General features: G+C 66.3%; 18 protein-coding genes and 1 pseudogene. 12 read left to right on the forward strand and 7 right to left on the reverse strand.

The window, feature by feature from the left end; translation table 11 throughout:
* The coding region (locus H162_RS35060; RefSeq protein WP_211223749.1) for a hypothetical protein at positions 1-203 on the forward strand (203 nt) is incomplete at its 5' end.
* 32 nt (positions 204-235) lie between these two features.
* Positions 236-676: a hypothetical protein gene (locus H162_RS34460; RefSeq protein WP_156885820.1), complete on the forward strand. Its 441-nt coding sequence runs from the start codon at positions 236-238 to the stop codon at positions 674-676.
* Positions 677-922: 246 nt separating this feature from the next.
* On the opposite strand, the gene H162_RS0126385 is transcribed toward H162_RS34460, so the two are convergent.
* Positions 923-1,825, reverse strand: coding sequence for a LysR family transcriptional regulator (locus H162_RS0126385; RefSeq protein WP_020656486.1), 903 nt, complete (start codon positions 1,823-1,825; stop codon positions 923-925).
* Between the two features lie 112 nt (positions 1,826-1,937).
* Between H162_RS0126385 and H162_RS0126390 the strand changes: the two genes are divergently transcribed.
* Both H162_RS0126390 and curA read left to right on the forward strand, forming a co-directional pair.
* Complete coding sequence (locus tag H162_RS0126390; RefSeq protein WP_020656487.1) at positions 1,938-2,585, forward strand: FMN-dependent NADH-azoreductase; 648 nt, start codon at positions 1,938-1,940, stop codon at positions 2,583-2,585.
* Between the two features lie 69 nt (positions 2,586-2,654).
* Positions 2,655-3,680: an NADPH-dependent curcumin/dihydrocurcumin reductase gene (gene curA, locus H162_RS0126395; protein WP_020656488.1), complete on the forward strand. Its 1,026-nt coding sequence runs from the start codon at positions 2,655-2,657 to the stop codon at positions 3,678-3,680.
* 53 nt (positions 3,681-3,733) lie between these two features.
* Here the strand turns inward: curA and H162_RS0126400 are convergent, their stop codons facing one another.
* The 6 genes from H162_RS0126400 to H162_RS32025 all read right to left on the reverse strand — a co-directional run bounded on the left by H162_RS0126400 (position 3,734) and on the right by H162_RS32025 (position 12,516).
* Positions 3,734-4,348, reverse strand: a complete 615-nt coding sequence (locus H162_RS0126400) for a TetR family transcriptional regulator (protein ID WP_211223750.1) — start codon at positions 4,346-4,348, stop codon at positions 3,734-3,736.
* A gap of 81 nt (positions 4,349-4,429) precedes the next feature.
* Positions 4,430-5,854, reverse strand: coding sequence for a patatin-like phospholipase family protein (locus H162_RS32020; protein ID WP_020656490.1), 1,425 nt, complete (start codon positions 5,852-5,854; stop codon positions 4,430-4,432).
* A gap of 30 nt (positions 5,855-5,884) precedes the next feature.
* Positions 5,885-7,252: a TolC family outer membrane protein gene (locus tag H162_RS0126410; RefSeq protein ID WP_020656491.1), complete on the reverse strand. Its 1,368-nt coding sequence runs from the start codon at positions 7,250-7,252 to the stop codon at positions 5,885-5,887.
* A gap of 4 nt (positions 7,253-7,256) precedes the next feature.
* On the reverse strand, positions 7,257-10,373 hold the full coding sequence (locus tag H162_RS0126415; protein WP_020656492.1) for an efflux RND transporter permease subunit: 3,117 nt from the start codon (positions 10,371-10,373) through the stop codon (positions 7,257-7,259).
* Positions 10,370-11,473 (reverse strand): efflux RND transporter periplasmic adaptor subunit, encoded by a 1,104-nt coding sequence (locus H162_RS0126420; protein ID WP_040788302.1) that lies wholly within the window; start codon positions 11,471-11,473, stop codon positions 10,370-10,372. The genes H162_RS0126415 and H162_RS0126420 overlap by 4 nt, the downstream gene beginning before the upstream one ends.
* 362 nt (positions 11,474-11,835) lie before the next feature.
* The gene (locus H162_RS32025) at positions 11,836-12,516 is read right to left on the reverse strand and encodes a TetR/AcrR family transcriptional regulator (RefSeq protein ID WP_020656494.1); all 681 of its coding nucleotides are present in this window, start codon (positions 12,514-12,516) and stop codon (positions 11,836-11,838) included.
* 175 nt (positions 12,517-12,691) lie between these two features.
* Between H162_RS32025 and H162_RS0126430 the strand changes: the two genes are divergently transcribed.
* From H162_RS0126430 to H162_RS35065, 8 genes and pseudogenes are all read left to right on the forward strand, one after another.
* Positions 12,692-13,792: a transporter gene (locus H162_RS0126430; protein ID WP_020656495.1), complete on the forward strand. Its 1,101-nt coding sequence runs from the start codon at positions 12,692-12,694 to the stop codon at positions 13,790-13,792.
* 115 nt (positions 13,793-13,907) lie between these two features.
* The gene (locus tag H162_RS0126435; RefSeq protein ID WP_020656496.1) at positions 13,908-15,050 is read left to right on the forward strand and encodes a VOC family protein; all 1,143 of its coding nucleotides are present in this window, start codon (positions 13,908-13,910) and stop codon (positions 15,048-15,050) included.
* 45 nt (positions 15,051-15,095) lie between these two features.
* On the forward strand, positions 15,096-16,052 hold the full coding sequence (locus H162_RS0126440) for a fumarylacetoacetate hydrolase family protein (protein ID WP_026355128.1): 957 nt from the start codon (positions 15,096-15,098) through the stop codon (positions 16,050-16,052).
* Positions 16,053-16,116: 64 nt separating this feature from the next.
* On the forward strand, positions 16,117-18,066 hold the full coding sequence (locus H162_RS32030) for an acyl-CoA synthetase (protein WP_020656498.1): 1,950 nt from the start codon (positions 16,117-16,119) through the stop codon (positions 18,064-18,066).
* Positions 18,067-18,073: 7 nt separating this feature from the next.
* Positions 18,074-19,717, forward strand: a complete 1,644-nt coding sequence (locus H162_RS0126450; protein WP_020656499.1) for a bifunctional 3-(3-hydroxy-phenyl)propionate/3-hydroxycinnamic acid hydroxylase — start codon at positions 18,074-18,076, stop codon at positions 19,715-19,717.
* 75 nt (positions 19,718-19,792) lie between these two features.
* Positions 19,793-20,557 carry a TetR/AcrR family transcriptional regulator gene (locus H162_RS32035; protein ID WP_084677138.1) on the forward strand — a complete coding sequence of 255 codons (765 nt, stop codon included), beginning with the start codon at positions 19,793-19,795 and terminating at the stop codon, positions 20,555-20,557.
* Between the two features lie 78 nt (positions 20,558-20,635).
* Entirely contained in the window at positions 20,636-26,476 is a 5,841-nt protein-coding gene (locus tag H162_RS0126460; RefSeq protein ID WP_156885822.1) for an EAL domain-containing protein, read from the forward strand.
* Between the two features lie 227 nt (positions 26,477-26,703).
* Positions 26,704-26,891, forward strand: a pseudogene (locus tag H162_RS35065) (hypothetical protein); the annotation flags it as partial.

Here is a 26,891-nt window from a genome sequence, read left to right on the forward strand (position 1 = left end):
AAAATCGTCTCGCGACGCCGTGCTGGGGCAAAAATACTCGCTTCGCTGCTCGTCAAGCCAGCGTCGACAGCACAGCTCCGGCCACGAGAAAAATATCGATTAAATCAGCGCTTCCCTATGTCGACGCCGAGGTCTTTCATGGCGAGAACGTGGGCGGGAGCGGTTCGGCTCGTTCGGAGGAAACAGTAGCTTTCAGAATCTGATCGTATTCAATCCCCGGCTCAGCCTTGGCAGAGTGAGCGGACGAAACCTCGCCATCGGTTCGATCAGTGACATTTCACTGATTGCACGCTATGAGCGGGCGAGTTATGCCGATTTCCGCTCTTATAACCACGGCATTTCGCTGAATTTCAAAGTACCAGGATTTGCTTACTTCGAATCCGGTCTGCTGCACAGAAAAACAAATTTTTACAATAACGAATGGCTGTGGCGTTCAGTTCTGATGTCCGATCCGCTTCCGATTGCCGGGCAAAAAATCCACTTTAACCTGCTGTCGCTTATCAATGGGACGGGTGAAAATGGAACGGAAGTTTTCCTTCGGCCCGAACTGCTGTGGGAATTGAGTGCCAAGGGAGCCTTTCAGTTGGGATTGCGCCACGAGATTCACCGATACAAGATCAACGGACGCGATTATTCGCGCAAATCGCCAATGTTGATATTGAAGTGGAACCTGTGACGCTGCCGATAGGGCGGCTCGACTCGCAGACTGCCAGTCGCTAGAAAAATCAGGCTCGCTGGCAAGACGAGAAAAAACAAAGGCTCCCCTCTGACCTGAACCCCAAAAGCTGGCATCCAATTTTTGCGAATTCAGTTCACGTTCGGGAGCCCTTTCCACGATCAGATGCCGGATAATCGTAGTCAAACCGCTAACGGCCCCGACAACTGGGCGGAAGAGCGGCAGCATAGTTCTTTGCCGCCCGCATCAGCTGCGCTCGCCCATGATGTTATCGCCGAGGAAATCCAGGAAGCGCCGCACGGCAGGCACCATGCCGCGGCGCGAGGGAAACACCGCCACCACCTTGATCGCGGGCGGCGCCCATCCGGGAAGCACCGGCACCAGCAGTCCCTGGCGTAGTTCATCGATGCACATATAGTCCGGCAGCACGGTCATGCCGGCGCCCTGCAAGGCGGCGAGCTTCAGCATGAGCAGGTCGTCGACCGTGCAGACCGGGCGGTGCTGCAGCTCGAAGTCGCCCCCGCCAGGGCCCAGCAAAGGCCAGCTGGCGCGCCCATCCACTGCCGACATCGCGACCGTCGGTACCTGGCGCAGGTCCTCCGGCGACTCCGGCCTGCCGCTCCGTTCCAGCAGCCCGGGGCTGGCAACCAGGACAAACGATGTCAGCCCCAGGTGCTTGACCACCAGGCTGCCGCTGTCGTCGAGGTTGAAGCGTACGCGCAACGCGACATCGACACCCTCCTGCACGAGGTCGACCACGCGATTGGTCACCTGCATCTCGATCCGCACCTGTGGGTGCGCGGCGATGAAACGAGGCAGGATGGGGCCGAGCGTTGTCTGGGCAAGATTCACCGGGCAGGTCACGCGCACGGTGCCCCGCGGTTCGCCCCGTACCCGCGCGACCGCCTCGTCGGCGGCCTCCGCCTCCTCGCGCATGGCCACGCAATGGCGGTGATAGATCTCGCCCGCTTCGGTCAGGGACAGCTTGCGGGTCGTCCGCTGCAGCAGCCGCACACCCAGGCGTGCCTCGAGTTCGCCGATGCGTCGCGATAACCTGGACTTGGGCACGCCGAGACTGCGGCCGGCCGCCGCGAACCCGCCCCTGTCCACCACTTCGGCGAAGAACACCATGTCGTTCAGGTCTTGCATCGTTCCACCAGTAGAACAATAAAACACAATTTTGCCATCTTATCGGCGCATTGAAGCGACCGCATACTCCATTCGATGGGCGAAGAGCGTCTTTGCCCCGACAGGAGAAAACATGAAGCTACTGCACGTCGATTCGAGCCCGCTGGGCTCCGCCTCCGTTTCGCGTCAACTCAGCCGCAAGACCGTCGCCGCATGGACGGCCAGCCACCCCGCGACCACCGTGGAGTACCTGGACCTGGCGCTGGACGCCCCCTCGCACCTGGACATGGACTCGCTGGGCTTCAAGCTCGGCATCGATCCGGCGCAGCTCACGCCGGCCCAGAAAATGGAAAATGCTGTCTCCGAACAGCTGGTGAGCCAGTTTCTCGCCGCCGATGTCATCGTGATCGGTGCGCCCATGTACAACTTCACCATCCCGAGCCAGCTCAAGGCCTGGATCGACCGCATCGCCCAGGCTGGCCGCACCTTCCGGTACACGGCAAACGGGCCCGAAGGGCTGGCCAAGGGCAAGACGCTGATCGTGGTATCGACCCGCGGCAGCATGTATGCCGGCCTGCCTGCCGACGTGGTGGACCACCAGGAAAGCTACCTCAAGACGGTATTCAACTTCGTCGGCATCACCGATGTACGCATCGTGCGCGCCGAGGGACTGGCCATGGGCGAACAGGGGAAGGCCAAGGCGCTCGCTACGGCCGAAGCGGACATCCGCCTTCAGGTGGGCCAGCCGGCCAACGACGCACAGGCAGCAGTCGTCGCCTGAAAGGGCGTGGACGACATCGACGCCGCCAGGCGAGTCTGACATCCTCGACAACTGAAGGGTTGGCCACTCATGCATGTTCCACGTAACCAGCGTATCCTGCTGGCCTCACGACCGGACGGGCTTCCCCAGCCCGGCGATTTCCGCATCGTCGAGGACGCGCTTCCCGAACCCGCCGACGGGCAGCTGCTGCTGCAGGTTCTCTATCTCTCGCTCGACCCGTACATGCGCGGACCCATGGACGCGCGCAAATCGTATGCGGATCCGGTCCCGGTCGGCGGCGTGATGGAGGGCGGCACTGTCGCCCGCGTCGTGAAGTCGCGCCATCCCGGCTATGCGGAAGGCGAGATCGTCCTGTCGCACACCGGCTGGCAGCGCTTCGCCCTGTCGGACGGCGCCAGCCTGCGCAAGCTCGATCCGGCCACGGCGCCTCCCAGCACTGCGCTCGGCGTGCTCGGCATGCCCGGCTTTACCGGCTGGGCCGGCCTGCTCAACATCGGCCGCCCCGCAGCCGGCGACACCGTGGTGGTGGCCGCCGCCAGCGGGCCGGTCGGCTCGATGGTCGGCCAGGTGGCCCGGATTGCGGGCGCGCGCGCCGTCGGCATCGCGGGCGGCCCCGACAAATGCGCCTACGTGCGCGATGAACTGGGTTTCGACGCCGTGATCGACCACTGGGCGCCGGACTTCGCCGCCCAGCTCGCCGCAGCCTGTCCGGACGGTATCGACGTGTACTTCGAGAACGTCGGCGGCAAGGTATGGGACGCGGTGTTCCCGCTCCTGAACGAGTTCGCCCGCATTCCGGTATGCGGCCTGATCGCGCAATACAACGACAGGCCGGGCGAGTCGCCGGGTCCCGACCGGCTGCCGGACATGATGCGCGAGGTGCTGAAGAGGAGCCTGGCCATCCGCGGCTTCATCGTGCGCGAATTCGCCCACCAGCGCCCGCAGTTCCATGAGCAGGCCGCCAGGTGGATCGCCGAGGGCCGGCTGCGCTACAGGGAAGATATCGTGGACGGGTTCGAGAACGCGCCGGCGGCCTTCATCGACCTCCTGCAGGGACGGAACTTCGGCAAGCTGATCGTCAAGGTCAGCGACTGAACGCACGCGCGGCCCGCTGCGGCTCCGGGAGCTTCGATGACGGTAAGTCCCGGTCAGCGTCTGCGCAGCGCCATATGCGTGCGGATCATAGCCGGGATGCGTTTCCGCAGCTCGTGGCCCCGGGGGCTGGCTACCAGCATGTGCAGCAGTCCGTCGACAAAAGCCCAGGTGTCGCACGCGGTCGAGGCAGGATCGCATCCATCCTTGAGCTTTCCGGCGTCCGCAGCCTGCTGGTAGACCCTTCTCATTTTTCCAAGGAACTCCCGGCCCGGGAGGGCGATGACTTCCTGCACCTTCGCGAACTCATCGACGTATTCGCATCGGGCCATCATGATCCCGAACACCTCCCATACCACGGGAGATTCATCCAGGAGCTGGAAAAATCGCGCGAGCGCCGCTTCGATCGCGTCCAGCGGATCCGTGTAGCGGCTCGAGAAGAGGACCTCATCGACAGGGGCGTTCATCGATTCCAGCACGTCTTCCTGGGTGGCGAAGAAGAGTTCCGTCCTGTTCCCGAAATGGTGATACACGGCGCCCCGTGTCACTCCGGCTTCGGTAGCCACCTTGTCCAGTGTGGAGCGGCTGACCCCGTACTGGTGGAATACCCGGCGCGCTGCTTCGATGATCGCAACGCGTGTCTTCGCCGACTCTTCCTTCGATTTTCTCACCACAGTGTATTTCTCCTGGTTGTGTTCGTCGTCGACCGCCCCAATGGCAGGCGAACGCTCGGTGATTGGCGCAGCGCCGTCTCAACGCTCCGGTTGCGCTGCGGCGGATGCCGTGCCGCCCGGCCTGGCCAGGCTGTCGCGCAGCCGCTGGAACGCTGGCGATCCGCGCAACACCGCCCTTCCCGCTTCCTCGAGCTGGCGCACCTGGAGCGGCAGGATGGTGAGCGCCGTCGGCACGTGCAGCAGCGCGTGGCGGATATGCTCGTCCTTCAGGTCGCGCAGGCTGACACTGATCACGTGGATCTCGGCGTCGGCGGCGAACGGGCTGCCTTCGCTGCCGCGCACCGCGGCCAGTTCTTCCGCCCAGCGCTGGGCGTTGTCCTTCACGGCCGCCATGGTTTCGTGGGTCGCCCGCGCACCGGCCCCGAAGACCAGCGCATCGAGCACCTTCCCCAGCCCGGGGACCCGGTCGCTGCGGTCGATGCGCTCGGCCGCGTCGCGCTCGGAATTCACGCTGATCAGGATAATCTTGCGCACCGAACCCACCGGCAGGTTGGCGAAGCTCGCATCGAGCGCGCCGCCGGCGACGGTGCGCACCAGCAGTCCGCGCACGCCGAGGTTGTCGACCAGGCCGCCGTCCACCAGGTGCAGGAAGGGCCGGTTCTCCGCGTCCAGGTAGCTCTGCATGCTGGCATTGAGCAGGCGCGCCTGCAGGTTGCGCTCGTCCGGCGTCGCATCCGTGAGCTGTTTCGACTGTTCGCAGCTTCCCGCGTAATTCCGCAAGGTGACCGGGCTGAGCAGGATGGGCACGGCCGAGGATGCGGATACCGCGACGGACAAGGGCACGCTGTTCAGGTCGGAGCAGATCAGTGCGAACTGCTCCGGGGTGAATTCGAACGGCGCTCCGGTCGTCAGGTCGGTCGCGGTCACGAGCAGCCTGGGCCCGCTGCGCCGCGCCAGCAGGTCGCCGAAAGTCTTGCCCCGGTACAGGCGGTTCAGCCTTTCCTCGAGCACGTTGGAACGGCCGTACCAGGGCGATGTCATCCGGTACAGCGTCGTTGGCGCGAACGCCTGCCCGATCAGGCTGGACTGGAAGTTCGCCAGCAGGAAGTCATGCTCGAAACGGGTGAAGGTGTCGTCGCCGAAGGCCACGTAGTACGACGCCAGCACGCTGCCGCCGGACACGCCGCTGACCAGGCCTACCTCGTCGAGGATGCTGGTGCTGCGGCCCTGCCACTCGAAGCGGGTGGCCTTGAGCTCCCGGAGCACCCCGAGCCCGAAGGCGGCGGCGCGCGCGCCGCCTCCGGACAAGGTGATCGCCGCAACGATGGAAGGCGTTTCCCCGGACTGCGTCGTGGCGCTGACCGGCGAAGCCGACGGCACCACCGACTGCGGGTGGATCGGCTGGTTCACCCACGGCCGGGTGCTCGAACAAGCCGCCAGCAACAGGGCCGCCCCCATGGCCAGCAGGCGGCGCGCCAGCGCTGCGCCAGTCGATGGCATCATCGATGTCATGCTTGGCTCGCCGCTCGCCCGTCAGGAAGCCAGCCAGGCGCCCAGCGCACGCAAGGTCTCCTCGCCCAACTCGCCGGCGGCGGCGGCCAGCCGCAGGCGGCCCAGCAGGTAGTCCACGCGCGCCTGGATCAGGTCCAGCTCCACCGCATGCACCCGCTGCCGTGCGTCCAGCACGTCGAGGCTGGTACGGGTGCCGACATCACGCCCGAGGCTGGTCGCTTCGAGGGCGCTGCGCGCCGACACCATGGCCTGTTCGAGCGATGCGATGCGCGACACCCCGGTGGTGACGGCCAGGTAGCCCTCCTGCACCTTCAGGCGCACGTCGCGGCGCGCGGCCGCCAGTTCCTGCTCGGCCTGGCCGCGCCGGGCGACCGATTCGCGCTTGCGCGAATCGAGGGCGCCGCCCGCGTACAGCGGAATGTTCAGCTGCAGGCCCAGGGACGCGTCGCGGCTGCCGCCCGGCGCGACCAGCGGCGACAGGTTGCCGCTCTGTTCCCTGGCCCCGTAGCTGGCCACGAGATTCAGGGTCGGGCGCGCCTCCAGGCGATGCTTGCCGACTTCGGCGCCGGCGATGGCGAGCTCGGACTGCCTGCTCCGGACCAGCTTGCTGTGGCTCTCGCCGCGCGACTGCCAGGCGTGCAGGTCGGCCGGTTCGGGCAAGCCCGGCGCGAACGATGGCGCCAGCCGGGACAGTCCTTGCGGCGCAGTGCCGACGGTCTCGAGGAACTGCGTGCGCCGCAGTTCGAGCGTCGAGGCCGCCGATACCTCCCTGGTCGTCACCGCGTCCAGGCGCGCCTGCGCCTCGTGCACGTCGGTGATCTTGCCCTGCCCGACGTCGAAACGGGCCCTGGCGCGGTCGCGCTGGTGCAGGACCGCTTCCTTCTCGGACTGCACCACGCGCAGCGACTCCTCGGCCACCAGCACGCCGAAGTAGGCCTCGGCGACGCGCAGGGCGAGCGCCTGGCGCGACTCGTCGAACCGGGTCTGCGCCAGCGCGGACAGCTCATGCATCTGCGTCCGGTCCGCCCTGGCCGCCATGTCGTACAGCGGCTGCACCAGCTGGAGCGTGGCGTTGCGCGCCGTGCCGCTGCTGTCGTCGCGCACCAGGGCGCGGGCGGCTTCGGGCACGTCGCCGTTCATCCGGTCGTGGATCCGGGTGACGTTGGCCACCAGGTCGATACGCGGGCGCAGCAGGGCATCGCCCTGGACGGACTTCTCGCGGCCGGCGACGAGCGCCTGGTCCGCCGCCAGGCTGGCCGGATCGCTGGCCAGCGCCAGGTGGTAGGCTTCCACCAGGTCGATGGCGGCGGCCGGGCCGCAGCCCAGGCCCAGCAACAGGGCCAGCGCCGCCGGCACCGCGCGCAGGCGCATGCTTGAAAACTTCTTCATCGGTCTAACTCTCAACGTGTAAATGGATTGCGGAGGATGCGGGCGCAGCCGCTGCACTCGGCGCTTTGCCAGGGTGCACGGGACGCTTGACGCGGTACCAGGCTGCATACAGGGCCGGCAGGAACACCAGCGTCAGCAGCGTCGCGACCGCCAGCCCGCCCATGATGGCCCAGGCCATCGGGCCCCAGAACACCGAATGGGTCAGCGGCACCATCGCCAGGATCGCCGCCAGCGCGGTCAGCACGATCGGGCGCAGGCGGCGTACCGCCGATTCGACGATGGCCGTCCACAGCGGAGCGCCGCCGGCCACCTCCTGGTCGATCTGCACCACCAGGATCACCGAGTTACGGATGATCATGCCCGCCAGCGCGATCACGCCCAGCATCGCGACGAACCCGAACGGGATCCGGAATGCCGCCAGGACCGCGCTGACCCCGATGATGCCCAGCGGCGCGGTCAGCAGCACCAGGGCCATCTTCTTCATGTCCTGCAGCTGGATCATCAAGAGCAGCAGGACGACGACGAGGGTCACGGGCATGACCGCGTTCACCGAGGCCTGCGCCTTCCCGCTCGATTCGGTGGCGCCGCCGATCTCGATGCCGTAGCCGAGCGGCAGGCCCTTCGCGAGCGCCTGCATCTTCGGCCACAGGGCGCTGGTCACATCCGGCGCCTGCGCGCCCGCCACGTCGGCCCGCACCGTGAGGGTCGGGATGCGGTTGCGGCGCCACAGTTCGCTGTCTTCCTCCACGAGCGTAAGACGGGCCACCTGGGACACCGGCACGAACTTGCCGTCACGGACATAGATCCTGGCGTCCTTCAGGTTATTCAGGTCGGTGCGTTCCGATGCCACCAGGCGCGCCACCACGTCGATACCCTGGTCTTCCTCGCGGTATTGGGTGATGGGCGTGCCGGACAAGGACGCCTCGAGGGCCTGCTTGACCTGGATCGAGCTGACGCCCAGCGCACGCGCCTTGTCCTGGTCGACGTCGACCTGCACGCGCTTGACGCGCTCGCCCCAGTCCCCGTTCACGCCACGCAGGCTCGGATGGGCGCGCATGATCTCGGCCACGCGGCCGGCGATCTCGCGCACCTTGGCGTTGTCGTTGCCGTACACGCGGAACTGCACCGGGTAGCCTACCGGCGGACCGTTTTCAAGCCGGTTGACGCGGCCGCGCACATTCGGGAATTTTTCCTCGAACAGCTTCTGGATCCTGGCCAGGGCCCGTTCGCGCGCCTCGCCGCCTCTGGTCATCACCAGCAGCTCGCCGAGGTTCAGGTTGGGTGCCTGCGCATCCAGCGGCAGGTAGAAACGCGGAGCGCCATTGCCGACGAAGCTGGTCACGGCCACGATGTCGGGGTCGCCCTTGAGCATGCCTTCGAGGGCTTGGACCTCGCGCTGGCTGGCCTCGAAGGTGGCGGCTTTCGGCATCCACATGTCGACGATCAGTTCCGGACGGTCGGAGGCCGGGAAGAACTGCTTCGGCACCGCCTTGAACAGCAGCAGCGAACCGGCGAACAGGGCCAGGGTAATGGCGATCACCCACATCCGGTGGGCCAGGCAGAAGTCGACGAAGCTGCGAAACTTGGCGTAGAAGCCGCGCTGGTAGATCGCATCCTCGTCGTGCGAGGCGTGCGCATGCTCCTTCAGCAGCTTGAAGCCGATATAGGGCGTGAACAGCACCGCCACGATCCAGGACAGCACCAGCGCAATGCCGACCACCTGGAACAGCGAGAATACATACTCGCCGGTCCCCGACCTGGCGAAGCCGACCGGCAGGAAGCCGGCGGCGGTGATCAGGGTGCCGGTCAGCATGGGGAAAGCGGTGGCGGTGTAGGCATAGGTGGCGGCGCGATACTTGTCCCAGCCCTGCTCGAGTTTCAGGGCCATCATTTCGACCACGATGATGGCGTCGTCGACCAGCAGTCCCAGCGCGATGATCAGCGCGCCCAGCGAAATGCGCTGCAGGTCGATGCCGAGCAGGTACATGACCAGGAAGGTCATCGCCAGCACCAGCGGAATGCACAGCGCCACCACCAGGCCGGTGCGCATGCCCAGCGAGAAGAAGCTGACGGCGAGCACGATGATCACGGCCTCGGCCAGGCTCTTCTTGAACTCGAATACGGCGTGCTCGACGACCTGGGGCTGGTCGCTGACGGAGTGGATCTGCACGCCCACCGGCAGGCTGGCCTGGATGCGGCGCAGGGTCTCCTCGAACTGCCTGCCCAGGCGGATCACGTCGCCGCCCTTGCGCATGCTCACCGCCAAACCGATCGACTCCTGGCCGTTGAAGCGCATTTTCGAGACGGCCGGTTCGACGAAGCCGCGGCGCACCTCGGCGATGTCGCCGAGGCGGAAGCTGCGCTGGCCGGCCCGGATGCCGATCGCCCGGATGTTCTCGACCGAGTCGAACTCGCCACTCACCGTCAGGCGCACCTGCTCGGCCGTGGTCTGCACGGTGCCGGCTGCGGCGACGGCGTTGGTCTGCGCCAGGGTCGCCGCGATCAGGGCCGGATCCAGGCCCAGCGAGGCGAGCTTGGCATTGGAAATCTCGACGTAGATCTTCTCTTCCTGCTTGCCCACCAGGTCGACCTTGTTGACGTCCGCCACGCGCAGGAATTCATTGCGGGCGGCGTCGGCGAAGCGGCGCAGGTCGGCGTAGTCGAAGCCGTCGCCGGTGATCGCATACATGTTGCCGAAGGTATCGCCGAACTCGTCGTTGAAGAACGGACCCTGCGTACCTTGCGGCAGGGCATGCTGGATGTCGCCCATCTTCTTGCGCACCTGGTACCACACGTCCGGCACCGCCTCGGGCGGCACGTTCTCGCGCAGGTTGACCTTGATCTGGGTTTCGCCCGGCTTCACGTAGGTGGAGGTGTAGTCGATCTCGGCCACTTCCTGCAGCTTCTTCTCGAGCTTGTCGGTCACCTGGTCGGCCATCTGCTGGGCGGAACTGCCGGGCCAGTAGGTCTGCACCACCATGGTCTTGATGGTGAACTCGGGGTCTTCCTTCTGGCCCAGGCTGCCATAGGCCAGCAAGCCGGTCACCGTCAGCAGCACCAGCAGGAAGGCGATCATCTGCGGATGCTTCAGCGCCCATTCGGACAGGTTGATTCCTTTCACTTGGCACCTCCGGAAACGGCCGCTTCCTGTACCAGGCGGACCTGCTGGCCCGGCTGCAGCATGTGCACGCCGGCGGTGACCACGGTCTCCCCGCCCGACAGCCCGTCCAGCACCATCACGCTGTCGTTCTGGGCGCTGCCCAGCTTGACTTCGCGCGAGCCGACGCGCCCGGTCTTCGTGTTGACCAGCCAGATCAGGCGGCGTCCGCCCTCGTGGTCGACGATGGCCGTCAGCGGCAGGCGGATCGCGGCCTTGCCGTCGACGTCCGGCGCAGTCACCGTGGCGGTCATCCCGAGGCGCAGCAGCGCCGGGTCGGGATCCTTGATCGAGATGCGCGCCGAGTAGGTGCGCGTGACGCTGTCGGTGTCCGGCGCCAGCTCGCGCAGGGTGCCGCTCCACGACTTGTCCGGATGGGCCCAGACCACGACCTTGAGCGTCGCCGCCTGGCGCAGTTCGTCGATGCGCGATTCCGGAATGCTGATCGCGACCTCGCGTTCGCCGGCGGCCTGCACGGTCACGACCGGCTGGCCTGCCGTCACCACCTGCCCGGCCTCGGCATTGATCGCGCTGACCACCCCGTCGCGATCGGCGACCAGCGTCGTGAAACCTTGCAGGTTGACGTTCAGCTGGCGGCGTGCGAGCGCGGCGCGCAGCTGGGCCTCGGCCTGGTCCAGGACCAGGCGCTGGTGGTCGAGTTCCGATTGCGAAGCGAAATTGCGCGCCAACAGCTGCTCGCTGCGGCGCAGATCGACACGCGCCTGCGCCACCTGGCTGCGCGCCGCCTCGACCTCGGCGCCCGACGCCGTCACCTGCAGCTGCTCCTGCGAAGGATCGAGCCGCAGCAGCGGCTGGCCGCGCTTGACGTGGCTGCCGACCTCGACCAGTCGGGTCACGATCTTTCCGGCCGTGCGAAAACCCAGCTGGCTCTCGTAGCGGGCGCGGATCTCGCCTGAGTAGGACGCGCCGACCGAGCCTGGCGTACGGCCTGCGACGATGGTTCGCACCGGGCGCACGTCTTCGTGTTCGGGCGCGGGAGCGGGAGCGCATGCCGTCATGAGATGCGCCGCGATGATGCCGAGAGTTGCCGATCGATAGTTCATGTTCATTTTCTATCCCCTGTCGCTTGCCTTTGACCGGTCTCCACATGCCGGACAGCGATGCGGATTGGACGGCCAGGCGTCGTCGACTCGTTTGTTGAGAGGACGCAATATACATCATAATGACGCACATGTCATTATGACGAAGTGTTTATTTTAAGGATGAGCCCGCTAGGGCGATGGGATCGCGCAACAACACCGCGCGGTGGCTGCCGGATGCATGACCACGCCGGCAGCTGCGCGCCGGGAAAACAAAACGGTCCCGCGAGCGTGCCTACGCTGGCGGGACCGTGAGAAGAAAAGTGGGAAAGGAGGGATGCCGGCGCGGCGGCGGCGGCGGAATCAGTTCCGGGCGCGGGAACGGCTCAAGCCTGGTATTCCTGGGCGCGCACCAGGATCGAGCCTGCGGGAAGCACGAGTTCGGGAAGCGGCTGCGCGATGATGCGGGCGGCCTCGCTCCCGTCGATTCCCAGGGCCACGAGGATGGCATGGACGACCGCTTCGGGATAGTCCGGCTCCATCGGCTCGCTCGCCAGCGAATGCGCCGCTTTCAGCACGACGCCGGCGACCAGGTCGGTCGCCACCCGCTGCCCGACAGAGCCGAACCGGCCTGCCTTCACTCCCTGGGCGATGTCCCTGGACATGAAGCGCACCGCCAGCAGGCTGCTGTTCGCCGTGGGGAAAGGGAGGCGCACCATGAACGCGCCGAACAGGGGGTACTTCAGCACCGCATGCAGCATCAGCCGCGTGCCGCGGGCGATACGCTCGGCAGGATCCTCGAGCAACTGCACGGCGGGGTCGATGACGAGCATCAGTTCGTCGTTGATCTCGGCGGCCAGCGCGACCAATAACTCTTCGTTCGTACGGAAATAGTTATAGAACGAACCGCGCGCCATCCCGGCCTGGGCGATGACGTCGTCGATCACTGCCTGCGGTCCCTTCTGCGCGAAGACGAGCAAGGCGCTCTCCAGCAGTTTCGCACGCGTCTTTTCGCGGCGCTCGGCCGCGACCCGGGTACGGTGATTCAGCGGTTCTTCTGGTTTCATATTCCGTTTTCCGAGACATGGTGGATGAGTCAAGCAAGGCAATATTATATCCGAAATTTATTGACAATTTCGTCATTATGACGGTAACGTCATTACGCCGATCGAGGTGAGCATGCAAACAGCCCGGCGAGCAAATCCATCGAAAGCAGCAGATCACCATAACCAGGAGACCGCCATGTCCAAGACGACCCCGCCTTCCATTCCACACTTTGCCGCCTGCCTCATGCTGGGCTGTGCAGGCGTGGCCAGCGCGGCCGAGGGCTTCGAGCCGAGATACAACCTTGCCGGCAGCCTTGGCGGCGAAATGTTCGCCCCGCCCAACGAGACCGGATGGCTGGCCGCGATGGTCGGCACCCACATCGACGTCAGCCGGGTCACGGGGAATGACGGCAAGGCGATGACGCGACCGATCCCGGGCGGCGTCGTCGGCCTGCCCGCGTCGCTGCCGGCCGGTTTCAGTCCCTCCTATGGCGCCGGCACGGCGGCGATCGAGGCGACCGGAACGATGACCCGCTGGGACCTGGTGTTCGGTTACCTGATGCCCGGGGAGATCGGCGGGGGGCGCATGGTGTTCGCTGTCGACCTGCCGTTCGCCAGGAAGAACCAGTCGATGATGCCGCACGCCGGGACTGCGCGCCTCGATTGGCCCGCAGGCGCGCCCGGCGCGCTCCGCCCCGCCGTGGAGGCGCAGTTTGGCGCTCAATACCAGGCCGCCCTGCAGGCACAGGGGGCAGGCGCCAGCGGCGAGATCAGCGGCATCGGCGACGTCGAGGTATTGGCGGGCTGGCAGTACCTGGGCGAAAAGCTGCGCGTGCTCGCGTCCACGGCCCTGGTACTACCGACCGGGAAATATGCCACCGACGCCAAGCCCGATATCGGGTCCGGCAACTTCACCACCTTGCGCCCCGCGCTCCAGCTTGCCTACCTCCCTACCCCGAAGCTGGCCCTCGCCGCCAAGTTGTCGGTCGGCTTGAACACGCGAAACCGGGATAACCAGCTGCGCAGCGGCAACTGGGCGGGCGTGGAGACCGCCATCGGCTACATGACCCCCATCGGCGTGCTGGGATTGCACGCGATCCGGCTCCAGCAGTACCAGGACGACGACAACAATCCACTGGGGCCAAGCCGCATTCGCTCGACCAATGCCGGGGCATTCTTCACCACCAAGATCCCCGGCCTCGACGCCGCCCTGACCATCCAGCACATCGCCACGCTGTCGTCGCGCAACGCCAAGGATGCGAACTTCACCCAGGTCCGCCTCATCAAGGTGTTTTGACTCAGCGCCCTGGTCCGCCCGGCCGATTCTACTTGACACTCGTGTCATTATGACGATAATGTCATCTCAACGTCCCGCGCATCCCAGGATGCGCCCTTGTGAAATCCGGAGAGCCATGTCGCACCCGAACAAGTCAACCCTGCGTAGCGCGCCCGCCTATCCCGAAAGCGCGCTGCCGCCCTTCGTCCAGAAGCTGGGACGGCCCATCCCCCTGGTCCAGGCGCAGTCCCTGGCCTTCCTGATGTTCGAAAAGCCCGACCTCGCTGCGACCGAGGCCTTCCTGGTGGATTTCGGGATGCATACGGTTGCGCGCGACCAGGGCCGGCTGCTGATGCGCGGCAGCGGCAGGGAGGCCTGCATCTACCTGGCCCACCAGGGCGAGCGCTCACGCTACCTGGGCGCCGCGTTCACGGTGGCATCGGAAGCCGAGCTGGCGATCGTGGAAAAGCTGTCAGGGGCCCGGCGCCTCGCGCCGCAGCAGATCCCGGGCGGCGGCGCCGGCATCGAACTGGTGGACCCGGCCGGCAAGCTGCTCTGGCTGATCGCCGGGCAGGCGCGCGCCGCACCGCTGCCCCTGCGTCCCCCGCTGCACCCGTTCACCAACAGCCCGGGCATGCTGCGCCGCGTGAACGCGACCGTCAGGCCCCCGCTCGAACCGGCGACCGTGGCCCGGCTGGGCCACGTCGTCATGCAGACCACCGATTTCGCCGGCATGGCCGAGTGGTACATGCGCCATCTCGGCCTCATTCCCACCGATGTCCAGTACCTGGAAGACGGTTCGCCCAACCTGTGTTTCTTCCGCCTGGACCTCGGGGGTACGCCGGCCGACCACCACAGCTTCGTCCTGGCCGGCGGCATCGAGGAAAAGTACGAGCACAGCGCCTACGAAGTGATCGACCTCGACGCCCTCGGCCAGGGGCACAACGTCCTGCGCGCCAACGGCCACCGCCACATGTGGGGCATCGGCCGGCACGTGCTGGGCAGCCAGTTGTTCGACTACTGGTACGACCCGGACGGCATGGAATTCGAGCATTACACCGATGGCGATGTGTTCACCGCGGAGCATGAAACCCATTACGTGCCGCTGGAAATGTCGGGGATCTGGGCCTGGGGCGACGACGTGCCGCCGTCGATGGGCGTGAAGCGCGACCTGGGGACCATCTTCAAGATCATTCGCCTGCTGCGCTCCGGCCGCCTGTCCACCGCACGCCTGAAACTGCTCGGCCGGGCCATGACCAGGCCGCGTCCGTGGCTTTGACCCGCGCCGTCCAACATTTTTTGCACGAACATCAAGGAGAGAACCATGCCCGTTCAAGTCGCCCACTATATGCATGACGGCGAGGCGCGCTGGGGCGTCGTACATGGCAGGCGCATCGCGCCGCTGCCGCAGCGCCATGCCAGTACCGCCGCATTCGTCGAGGATGGCATCGACCAGGCCTGGCGCAGCACGCCGGCCGAGGCCTCGATCCCGCTCGATGCGGTGACCCTGCTGTCGCCCATCACCCGCGACCGGCTATTCGTCTGCCAAGGCATCAACTATGCCAGCCACGTGCGCGAATCGGGCATGGACCCGGCCAGGATCGGCTTCAATACCCTGTTCACCAAGGCCTCGTCGTGCATGGTATCCGCCTTCGCCGACGTCGAGCGCCCGCGGCACGTGCGCCTGCTCGACTACGAGATCGAGCTGGGACTGGTGCTGCGCCGCCCGCTCACGTCCGCCGCCACCATCGGCGAAGACGACCTGTCCGACTGGCTGGCCGGGGTCACCATCGTCAACGACGTGTCGGCGCGCGACGTGCAGCTGCCGCAGGCCCAGTTCTACAAGGGCAAGAGCTATCGCACTTTCGGCCCGATCGGCCCCTACCTGGTGCTGCTGAACAAGGCCGAATGGCAGCGCTGGCCGGAATTGCGCATGCAACTGCACGTCAACCGGAAGCTGCGCCAGAACGCCTATTGCGGCGACATGATCTTCAAGCCGCACCAGACGCTGAGCGAGATCTCGGCCCTGCACGACCTGCACCCGGGCGACCTGATCGCAACCGGCACGCCGGCCGGCTGTGCGGCGCGCGCCCCCGGCAAGCTGGCCATGTGGATGTTCAGGCACGTGCTGTCCGAGCGCGACAAATGGCAGCTGTTCATCAAGAAAGGCATGGCCAATCCCGCCTACCTGCAGCCGGGCGACATCATGCACGCGTCCATCCGCACCGACGACGGCGCGATCGACCTCGGCGAGCAGGCCAACAAGATCCGCGGCACCTGAGCGGATCGGCCCGCCGGGCCCGCCCTGTCCCACTCAAGCCCCCAACAATACAATGGAGACCACCATGCTTGACACTTCGCACGCTCGCCGGGAACGCCCGGCGGGACCACGTACGCTGGCAGACATCCTGGCGTTAGAGCAAACGCCCTGGCAGGACCGGCTGCCGGCCGCGAATACCTATGAACTGCTGTGCCACGCGTGCGACCGCCATCCCGACAAGACCGCGCTGCGCTTCGTGGCGGGCGCCGAGCCCGACGCCGCCGAATTCGCGGTGGACTACCGCAGCCTGAAGGCGCGCGTCACCCAGGCCGCGAACGCATTCCACCGCGCCGGCATCGGCCCCGGCAACGCCGTCACGCTGCTGCTGCCCAACCTGCCCGAGACCCATTTCGCCCTGCTGGGCGCGCAGGCCGCCGGCATCGCCAGCCCGGTCAATCCGATGCTCGAGGTCGAGCAGATCGCCAGCATCGTCGACGAGACCCAAGCCGAGGCGCTGGTCGCCTTCGCCCCCGCTCCGGGCAGCGAGCTGTGGGACAAGGCGGTGGCCGTGGTCGACCGCTGCCCCTCGATCCGCACGCTGTTCGTGGTGAGCCTGGCCCCCTATGCCGCCGGCACGGCGCGCAGCCTGCTGGAAGACCTGCTTGCGACGGCAACGCGGCCGGCGCGCCCGGATGTCGGCATCATCCAGTTCGGCGAGGCGCTCGAGGCCGAGCGCGCGGACCGGCTGGATTCCGGACGCCGCTTCGCGCCGGGCGACATCAGCGCCTACTTCCACACCGGAGGCACGACCGGCCTGCCCAAGGTCGCCACCCATTCGCACCAGAACGACGCCTTCGTGGCGGCCATGCTCGGGGTGATGATCCCCGGGCACAACGTCATCCTGTGCGGCCTGCCGCTGTTCCACGTGAATGGCGCCATGGTCACCGGGATCGGCGCCTTCCAGGCCGGATGGGAGGTCGTGATGCTGACCCCGGCGGGCTACCGCGGCAAGGGTGTGTTGCCGAATTTCTGGAAACTGGTCGAGCGCTTCCGCGCCAACAGCTTCAGCGGCGTGCCGACGATCTTCTCGACACTGGCCGACCTGCCGCTCGATGGCGCCGACATCTCCTCGCTGTACTACGCCTTCTGCGGCGCGGCCCCGTTGCCGGCCGAGGTTGCGCGCCGCTTCGAGCTGGTGGCGGATATCCCTCTGCACCAGGGCTATGGCCTGACCGAAGCGGCCTGCATCTCGACCATCGACCCGGTCAGCAGTTTGCGCCGCCTGGACACGGTCGGCCTGCGCCTGCCGCACCAGCAGCTGAAGATCTGGAAGATCGACGGCAGCGGCCATGCCGCCGGCGAGTGCGCGCCCGGCGAGACCGGCGTGATCGGCGTGTGCGGCCCGAATGTGTTCCCGGGCTATTTGCGCGACAAGGACAACCGGGGAATCTGGCTCAAGCCCGGCTGGCTCAACACCGGCGACCTGGGATACCTGGACCAGGACGGCTACCTTCACCTGACCGGCCGCGCCAAGGACCTGATCATCCGGGGCGGCCACAACATCGATCCGGCACTGATCGAGGAGGCCCTGCACGGGCATCCGGCGGTGGCGCATGCCGCCGCGGTCGGCCAGCCCGACCTGCATGCAGGGGAATTGCCGGTGGCTTACGTCACGCTCAAGCCGGGCCAGCAGGTGCAGGCCGGGGACCTGATGGACTTTGCGCGCGTAGCGGTGCCGGAACGCGCCGCGGTCCCGGTGCGCATCGAGATCCTGGCCGAGATGTCCCTGACCGCCGTCGGCAAGATCGCCAAGGCCGAACTGCGCATGCGGGCGGTCGCCCATGTGTTCAGCGAGGTGCTGGCCGGGAACGGCATCGTCGCCGGCGTCCAGGTCAGGACCGACCCGCGCCACGGCGCCATCGCCTTCGTGAGCTGCGCGCCGCAGGACCAGGACCAGGCCCGCGCCCTGCTTGGCGGCTTCCCCTTCCCCGCCAGCGTATTGAGCGGCGGCGAGGCCATGGCGGACGAGGAGTGAGGCAGGCATGAATACCATCATTCCCGATACCGTCGACGTACTGCTGGTCGGCATGGGTCCGGTCGGCGCAGCCGCCGCCAACCTGCTCGGCCACTACGGCCTATCCACCCTGGTCATCGACAAGGCGCAGGACGTGTTCATGGCGCCGCGCGCCATCGTCCTCGACAACGAAGCCCTGCGCATCCTGCAGATGGCCGGCCTCGAGGAAGGCGCCTTCGATACGATCGCGGTTCCCGTCGTGCGCATGCACTCGCCGATGTTCGGCAACTACGCCAATATCAATACCGCGGGAGCCATCGACGGCCATCCGCGGCTCGTGACCTTCTACCAGCCGCAGCTCGAGCGCGCCCTGCGCAGCCGGGTGGTCGACCATCCGTCGGTCCGGGTTGCGCTGGGCGCCGAACTGCTCGATTTCAAGCAGGATGCCAGCGGGGTGCTGGCGACGCTGGGCCTGGCCGACGGCGGCACGGCCAGCGTGCGCGCCGGATTCATGGTCGGCGCGGACGGCGCCAACTCGTTCGTGCGGCGCCACGCCGGTCTCGGCTTCGAAGGAAAGACCTTCACCCAGGACTGGCTGGTCGTCGATGCGACGGACGTCCCCAATCCGATCGACCACGTCGAGTTCATCTGCGACCCGAAGCGTCCGACCCCGCACATGCTCGCGCCCGGGAACCGGCAGCGCTGGGAATTCATGCTGCAGCCGGGCGAGACGCGCGCCCAGATGGAAGATCCGGAAAAGATCCGCGAGCTGCTGGCGCCCTGGTGCAGGCCGGAAGACATCGTCATCGAGCGCACCGCCGTGTACCGCTTCCATGCGCGCATCGTCGACCGCTTCTCCAAAGGCCGGGTCTTCCTCGTGGGCGACGCCGCCCACATTACCCCGCCCTTCGTCGGCCAGGGCCTGGTTGCAGGGCTGCGCGACGTCGCCAACCTCGCATGGAAACTGGCCTGGGTGGTGCACGGCCGGGCCGACAAGGCCATCCTGGAAAGCTATGACACCGAGCGGCGCCCGCATGCGAAGTCGGTCATCAAGACGGCCTTGCTGATGGGCCAGCGCGTCATGCCGCGCAACCGGCTGACCGCGACCTGCGTGCATGGCCTGCTGTACCTGGCACAACGCATTCCGGGCGTCCGGTCGCTCTTCGCCGACCTGAAGATCAAGACGCCGGACCGGTTCCGCGACGGCCTGTTCAGCCACGGCAGGACGCGCTCCCGGCTGGTTCGGGGCGGCATGCTGCCGCAAGGCCTGGTGCGCAGTGAAGTCGGCGCGCCCCTGCTGCCGAGCGACGAGGTACTGGGTCCGCGCCTCATCCTGCTGGGCTTCGGCTGCGACCCGGCGGCCACGCTGTCGCGCGAGCTGCTGGCCGCATGGACGCTGGCGGGCGGCTGCACGGTGCAGGTGCGCCACCGCGGCCAGCCGCGCCAGGGGGACATCAGCTGGGAAGACATGACCGGCTCGCTGGTGCCGGGCGCCGCCCCGCCCGGCTGGGTCGCGGTCGTGCGTCCGGACCGCAGCGTGATGCACGACGGACCCTTGGGCGAGGTGGAACTGATCGTCAGCGAGAGCCTCGCCCTGCTCCCCGGCGACCGTGAACGCAGTGCCGGCACGTATCCGGAAAACACTCCGGCCCCCGCCTGGCAGAGTGCCTAGCATGCCGTCTGCCCGCCTGTCCAGGCGGTCCGGCAACAGGATCGCAGGCGCCTGACGGCTACGCACGACCGGGCCATGCAAGGCATGGCCCGGTTCACGCCAAACGAGCACTGCCTCCATCGCACCATGTGCTCCGCCTACTTGAAAATGAAGAAAATAATGACAGACCCCGCCCCGGGCAACCATCGAACCAGGGTCGCCGCCGAGCGACGCGAGCGGACCCGGATGCGGCTCCTGGAAAGCGCCCTGGTTGTTCTCGGCGAGAAAGGACCGGATGCGCCGGTCATCGATGACGTGATCAACCACGCCGGCATGTCGCGCGGTTCCTTCTACAACTATTTCAAGACCTACGAGGAATTGCTCGCGGCCGTTGCAGTCCAGGTCGGCAACGACCTGGTGCGCCTCGTCGATCCCGTCATCTGCAGCCATGACGACCCCGTCCTGCGCCTGGCCCTGGCGCTGCGCCTGCTGCTCCATGCGATGCAGCGCTCGCCGGTACTGGCGGCATTCGTGGCGCGGCTGGGATGGCCGCACGAAAACACGCTTCCCGAGGGGATAGGCAGCGTATCGCGGGATATCCTGGAAGGAATGCAGACCGGGGTCCTGACGGTCAAGTCCTTCCGCGTTGCACTCGATGTGTTCCTGGGAACCTTCTTTGGCGCCGCCAACACCCTGATCCGGGAAAAAGTGCCGAGTTCCTACCCTGAAGAGATCAGCGAATGCATCTTGAATGCCTTGTCGGCCGAACCGGACAAGATGATACAGGCCATGCAGGTGCCCATGCCGAAGCTGAGCTTCGACGGCACGTCCATCCTGGGGAAGCTGGGCACTGCGATGTGACGAGGCTTGTGTTCGTTGCCGTTCCGAGTACACTCGCAATGATACTTGCGTCGATGCCGACGCTATCGGAACCACGCCATGCCTGGCCAAGTCGACAACTCCACCGTCGGGACCTGTGCTTCCGGTTGGCAGCGGCTGGCGACCACGGCGCCCGGGCCTTTGCCGATCGAGCCCTTCCTGCAGATCGCGCTCGGTTTCTGCGAAGCCCTGGCCCCCCTGTACCGGACTGAAAGCTGTTATGGACTGCTGACACCGGAGTCCGTGTTCGTCTGCAGGGACAACTGGCAAGTGCAGTTGGCCGGCCTTGCCCACTCCGGGAACCTGCCCGCCCAGGGAACCCAGGTCGTCCCGACCGGCCCTGTCCTGCCCTACCTCGCGCCCGAACAGAGCGGCCGCATCAACCAGCGCGTGGATGCCCGATCGGATTGCTATTCCCTGGGCGTGATCTTCTACCAGTTGCTGACCGGATCCCTGCCCTTCGAGGCCGGCGACGCGCTCGGGTGGGTCCATGCGCACCTGGCCCGCAAGCCCCAGGCTCCCCACGTGAAGCACCCCGGCGTTCCGGCCCCGCTCTCGGCCATTGTGATGAAGATGCTGGAAAAGTCGCCGGACAAGCGCTACCAGAGTATCGGCGCCTTGCAGGCGGACCTGTCCCAGTGCCTGCAGCACTGGCGCTCGACGGGGACCATCGCACCGTTCGCGATCGGCCGCCATGACGTCGCGGGTGGACTCAGGACCCTGCAACGGCTGTACGGCCGCGAGCGCGACCTTGCTGCCATGAGCGCGGCCTACCGCTCGGTCGCCGAACGCGGCGCCTCGTCCCTGCTGTTATTGTCGGGACCGGCAGGCGTAGGGAAGTCGGCTGTCGTGGGAGAGCTGGAAAAGGCGATCTACGCGGATGGCGGTTCGTTTATTGCCGGCAAATTCGACCAGTACAAGGGACAGACACCCTATGCCACCTTGTGCGAAGCCTTGTCCCAGCTCGTACAAGCCCTGCTTGGCGGCGAAGAAGCGGCGCTGCGCACCTGCCGCGACCGGCTCGATACCGCGCTCGCGGGCAATGGCGCCCTGCTGCTCGACCTGATCCCGCATGTTCGCCTGCTGCTGGGCGAACAACCGCCGCCACCCGCCCTGCCGCCGAAGGAAGCGCAACGGCGCTTCTTCGCCACGCTGCGCAGCTTCATCGCCGTGTTCAGCGAGCGCGCACGGCCACTCGTGATCTTCCTCGACGACCTGCAGTGGACCGACCGGGATACCCTGTCCTTCCTCCACTACCTGCTGGTCGACACCGCCACCCCCGGGCTGCTCGTCATCGGCGCCTACCGCGACAATGAGATCCCCCCCTCGCATCCATTGACCGAGGCGCTCGCCCGCCTGCGCGCGGGCCGCCTGGCCATGACCGACCTCCATCTCGCGCCGCTGTCGAGCGAGGATTTCGCGACCATGATCGCCGACGTGCTCGATATCGACCGCCAGCGCGCGCGTCCCCTGGCGCTGCTTGTGCACAGGAAGACCGCGGGCATTCCCCTGTTCGCCCTGCATTTTCTCGCCAGGCTGGAGAACGAAGGACACCTGCGCCATGAGCAGGCCAGCGGGTCGTGGCAGTGGGACCTCGATGCCATCAACGCACAGGCCTACAGCGACAACGTGATCGACCTCATGCTCGCCGCATTCAGGCAGCAGTTGCCGGAGGCGACCCTGGACCTGCTGCGGTATGCCGCCTGCATCGGCCATGTGGTGGACCTGGCGCTGCTGGCCAGGGTCGCGGGCGACATCACCGAGCAAGCGGTGCGCACCACCTTGCGGGATGCGCTGGCCGCGGGCTTCATCGACCAGGTCGACCGCAGCTGCCTGCGCTTTGCCCACGACCGCATCCGCCAGGCCGTCTACGCGACGATTCCGCGCGCCCGGCGCGAAGCCATCCACCTCGCGATCGCCCGCCGCTTGCTGGCCGGGGAGGAGCGCGGCGCCTTCAAGGGAAGCGTCTTCGAGATTGCCGACCAGTTCAACCTCGGCAGCGCCGGAATCGACGACGACCGGGAGCGCCTGCAATGCATGGAGGTGAACCTGAGGGCGGGAACGCGGGCCAAGGCCAGCGGGGCCCACTCCTCCGCCTCCCACTACCTCGCCATGGGACTGGGCCATTTCCGCCCTGGCGACTTCGACACCGTCTATCGCACCGCGTATTGCCTGCATGTCGAGCAGGCCGGCTGCTGCTACCTGCTGGACCGGACGGATGAAGCGGCCGCACTGATCGAACTGCTGCTGCAACAGACGCATGGCAAGGTCGACCGCGCCCGGGTCCTGCACCTGAAGATCGAGCTGCTCATGGCCAAGGAGCGGTACGCGGAAGCGTTTGCGGCGCTGGATGAGTGCACGCGACTGTTCGGCATCGAACTGCCGGCCGATGTCACTGCGGAAGAAGCCATGGCCGAGGAGGCGAAGTTCTGGGATGCCCTGGGCGAACGGCCCATCGAGGCATTGGCAAGCACGCCGGTTCGCCCCGACGAGGCTTATGAATTCCTGCTCGACTCGCTCATGATCGCCATGCCGCTTGCCGCCGTGCGCAGCGAGCATCTGTTTCATGTGATGGTTGCCCATGCCGTCAACCTCGCACCGCGTCATGGCAATACCGGACAATGCGCAATGGCCTATGCGCTGCTCGCCTACGTCTGTTGTTACAGGGACGAGTTCGGGGTCGCCGCCAGGCTCGAACGGCTTGCCCGGCAAATCGTCCACGGTCCGGTCCCCGAGCGCTACCGCGCACCCGTGCTGATGGTCACAGGCGTGGTCGGGTCGTTCACCCGCCCGCTGCGCCTCGCTCTGGCAGACCTGCAGTCTTCGTTCGAGAGCGGGAGGATCAGCGACGAGCCGGTGGCCGCCAACCTGGCCTGCGAATACCTCGTCGAGCTACGCTGCGCCCTCGGCGACCCGCTGGCGGATGTGCTGCAGGATGTGCAGGCCCGCATCGATTTCGTGAAGGGCACTGCCTACACGCCGACCAGGCCGGTGCTGGAAGCATTGCGTGCCTTTATCCGCAACCAGCGCGGAGAAACCCGGCAGCTGCTGTCCTTCGATGCGGATGACTTCGACGAGCGCGCCCTGGAAGACCAGCTGGAGCACACCCCGGGATCGCCGCTGCGCTTCGTGTATTACAGCCTCAAGCTGCAGGCGCGTTATCGTTTTGGCGACTTTGCCAACGCCAGCCTGGCGGCGTCCAAGGCCGGCCCGTTCAGCCTCCTCGGATACAGCATCCACACGGCCGAATTCCATTTCTACCGAACCTTGACCGCGGCCGCATTGTGCAGCAGTGTCGATGCAGGCAGCGCCGAATGGCGACAACACCGGGAAGTGCTGGATGCCGGCTGCGCGCGCCTGGCCGGATGGAAGCAGCACTGTCCCGATAATTTTTCGGCCCGCTCCTGTCTCGCCGATGCCGAGCGGGCAAGGGTCGACGGTGACGAGCCCGCCGCAGTCCGGCTCTACATGCAGGCGATCGAGGCGGCGCATGCACAGGAAGCCCCGCAGCTGACGGCCCTCGCGCATGAACTTGCCGCCGCTTGCTGCCGCGCCCACGGCCTTGACCGGCTTGCCGATACGCTGCTTGCCACCGCGATGCTCGAGTACCGGCGCTGGGGAGCCGAGGCAAAGGTCGAGCAACTGCGCCAGCGTTACCTGCCCGGCCACGCGGAGCCATCGCACCCGTCGCCGGCCACATCGGCGTCACGCGCCGGAGAACTGGACCTGCTGACCGTGGTCAAGGCGGCTCAAAGCATCGCCAACGAAGTGACGACCGGCCGCCTGCATGAAACCTTGCTGCGCACCCTGGTCGAACACGTTGGCGCGCAATGCGCGCACCTGCTGGTCTTCCGGCAGGGACACATGGTGCTGGTGGAAAGCGCCCGCTTCCAGGACGAACACTTCCTGTTCGAAAAGAACGCGTCGGCGCTGGCAGGCCCCGAGCGCGTGCCGGAAACGCTGATCAATTACGTGGCGCGCGCGCGCACGCCGCTGGTGCTCGACGACGCCAGCCGCACGGGCGTCTTCGTCCATGACCCGTATTTCCGCCAGCGGCAGCCATGCGCGGTCCTGTGCATGCCGATCCGGCGCCAGAACGCGCTGATCGGGGTGCTGTACCTGGAAAACAGCCAGCTCGCGGGCGCCTTTGCCCGCGTCAACCTCGAAGTCCTGGAATGGCTGCTCGCCCAGGTCGCCATTTCCATGGAAAACGCCGGCCTCTACGAAAACCTGCAGGACAGCGAATCGCTGCTGACCGCCGTGATGGAAAACGTTCCCGCCTGCGTATACATGAAGGACCCGCAGGGGCGCTACCTGTACATCAATCGCGAATTCGAGAAGACCATCGGGATCAGCCTCGCCGATACCCTGGGCAAGACCGACTACGAACTCTTGCAGGAGCAGCCTGGCATGGCCGAACTGGTCCGCAAGGCCGACCTGGTCGCGCTGCGCGGCGAAACCATCCGCGTCGAGGAAGACTTCCCGACCGCGGACGGGGCGCCCCATACTTTCCTGTCGGTGAAAACCCCCTTGTACGCGAATAACGAAGTCAAGGGACTGTGCGGCATCAGCATGGATATCAGCGAACAGAAGCGGGCCCGGGAACGTATCGACTACCTGGCCCATTACGACCTGCTGACCGGCCTGCCCAACCGGCACCTGCTGGCCGACCGGATCGAACAGGCACTGGCCGAAGCACGCCGCACCGGGACCCAGGTCGGCCTGCTGGTCCTGGACCTGGACCGCTTCAAGGTCATCAACGACTCGCTCGGACACCGGGTCGGCGACCTGTTGCTGCAGGAAGTCGCTGCCAGGCTCAAGGCCTGCGTCCGGGAGTGCGACACGGTGGCGCGCCTGGATGGGGACGCCTTTGTGCTCATCGCACCCGGCCTGGGCGGCGGCGAAGCGGCGCGCCCGATCGCCAGCAAGATCAGCGACAGCCTGGCCTTGCCCTATCGACTGGGAAGCCATCGCGCCACGACCAGCGTGTGCATCGGCATCAGCCTGTTTCCCGACGATGCCAGCGAGGGCGATACCCTGCTCCAGTACGCCGAGATGGCCATGTACTACGCCAAGGTGCAGGGCAACAAGACCATGCGCTTCTACGACGAAGCGATGGACCTGCGCGCGCAGGAGCGGCTGGCGATGGAAAACGAACTGCGCAGCGCGATCGCGAACGACGAACTCTACCTGCTGTACCAGCCGCAGGTCGACCTGCCCAGCCATCAGGTGACGGGCGGCGAGGCCCTCGTGCGCTGGCGCCATCCGGTGCGCGGCGTGATCTCGCCTGCCCGCTTCATTCCGCTTGCCGAGGAGTGCGGCCTGATTTCGGAGATCACCGAATGGGCGATCCACCAGGCGTGCACCCAGCTGCGCAAATGGAAGGACCAGGGATTGCCGAATGTCTCCCTGGCGGTCAACGTGTCGGCCCGTAACGTGCAACAGGACGACCTGTACCGCTGGGTGGCGAGCGCGCTCGCGGCCCAGGATATCGACGGCGGATTCCTGGAGCTGGAGATGACCGAAGGCACCTTGATGACCGACATGGAAGCGTCCATCGAGAAGCTGGTTGCACTCAAGCGGCTCGGCATCCACACCTCCATCGACGACTTCGGCACCGGTTACTCAAGCCTGAGTTACCTGAAGCGCTTGCCCGTGGACAAGCTGAAGATCGACCAGTCCTTTGTACGCGACATTGCCCATGACCCGAACGACGCGGCCATCACCAGTGCGATCATCGCGATGGGCAAGCAGTTGAAATTGAAGGTGATTGCCGAGGGCGTCGAGGACCGGGAGGCCGAGCGTTTCCTGCTCAAGCACCACTGCGACCAGATGCAGGGTTATCTGTTCAGCCCTCCGATCAGCGCGGAGGCCTTCGCCGAGATGCTGGCCTTGTCCTGACGGCTTGCGGCTCCTTGCATCCCGGGGAACCTGACGACGGACAATGCCTGCGCCACGCCGGCCGCCTCCTCCGCCAGACTGTTCGAGGCGGCTCACTCCTTTCCGAAGAAAGAAAAAAGGCTCCCGTCGGGAGCCTTTTTTTTGGTTCTTCACGGATTAGCGGGAAGTAACGCCAGAAAAGGGAAAGCGGTGAAGACGAGCTAGACTTGTTGTGCGACCAACAAAGAATGCTCATCCTCACCGCTTTCATGACGAATCATAATCTTGCCCTCCCGTTCTGGGAAGGGTTCTTTGCATCGAAATTGGAGCGCCGGCCGGGCGCAGTGTGGATCGATCTGCGCAGGGATCCTGCCGCCCCCATGGTGTGCAATGGCTGCGGCCATCACTGTCATCGAGTGCACGAGTCAGGCATGCG

This window comes from Massilia niastensis DSM 21313, assembly GCF_000382345.1.
Taxonomy (GTDB): Bacteria; Pseudomonadota; Gammaproteobacteria; order Burkholderiales; family Burkholderiaceae_D; genus Telluria; species Telluria niastensis.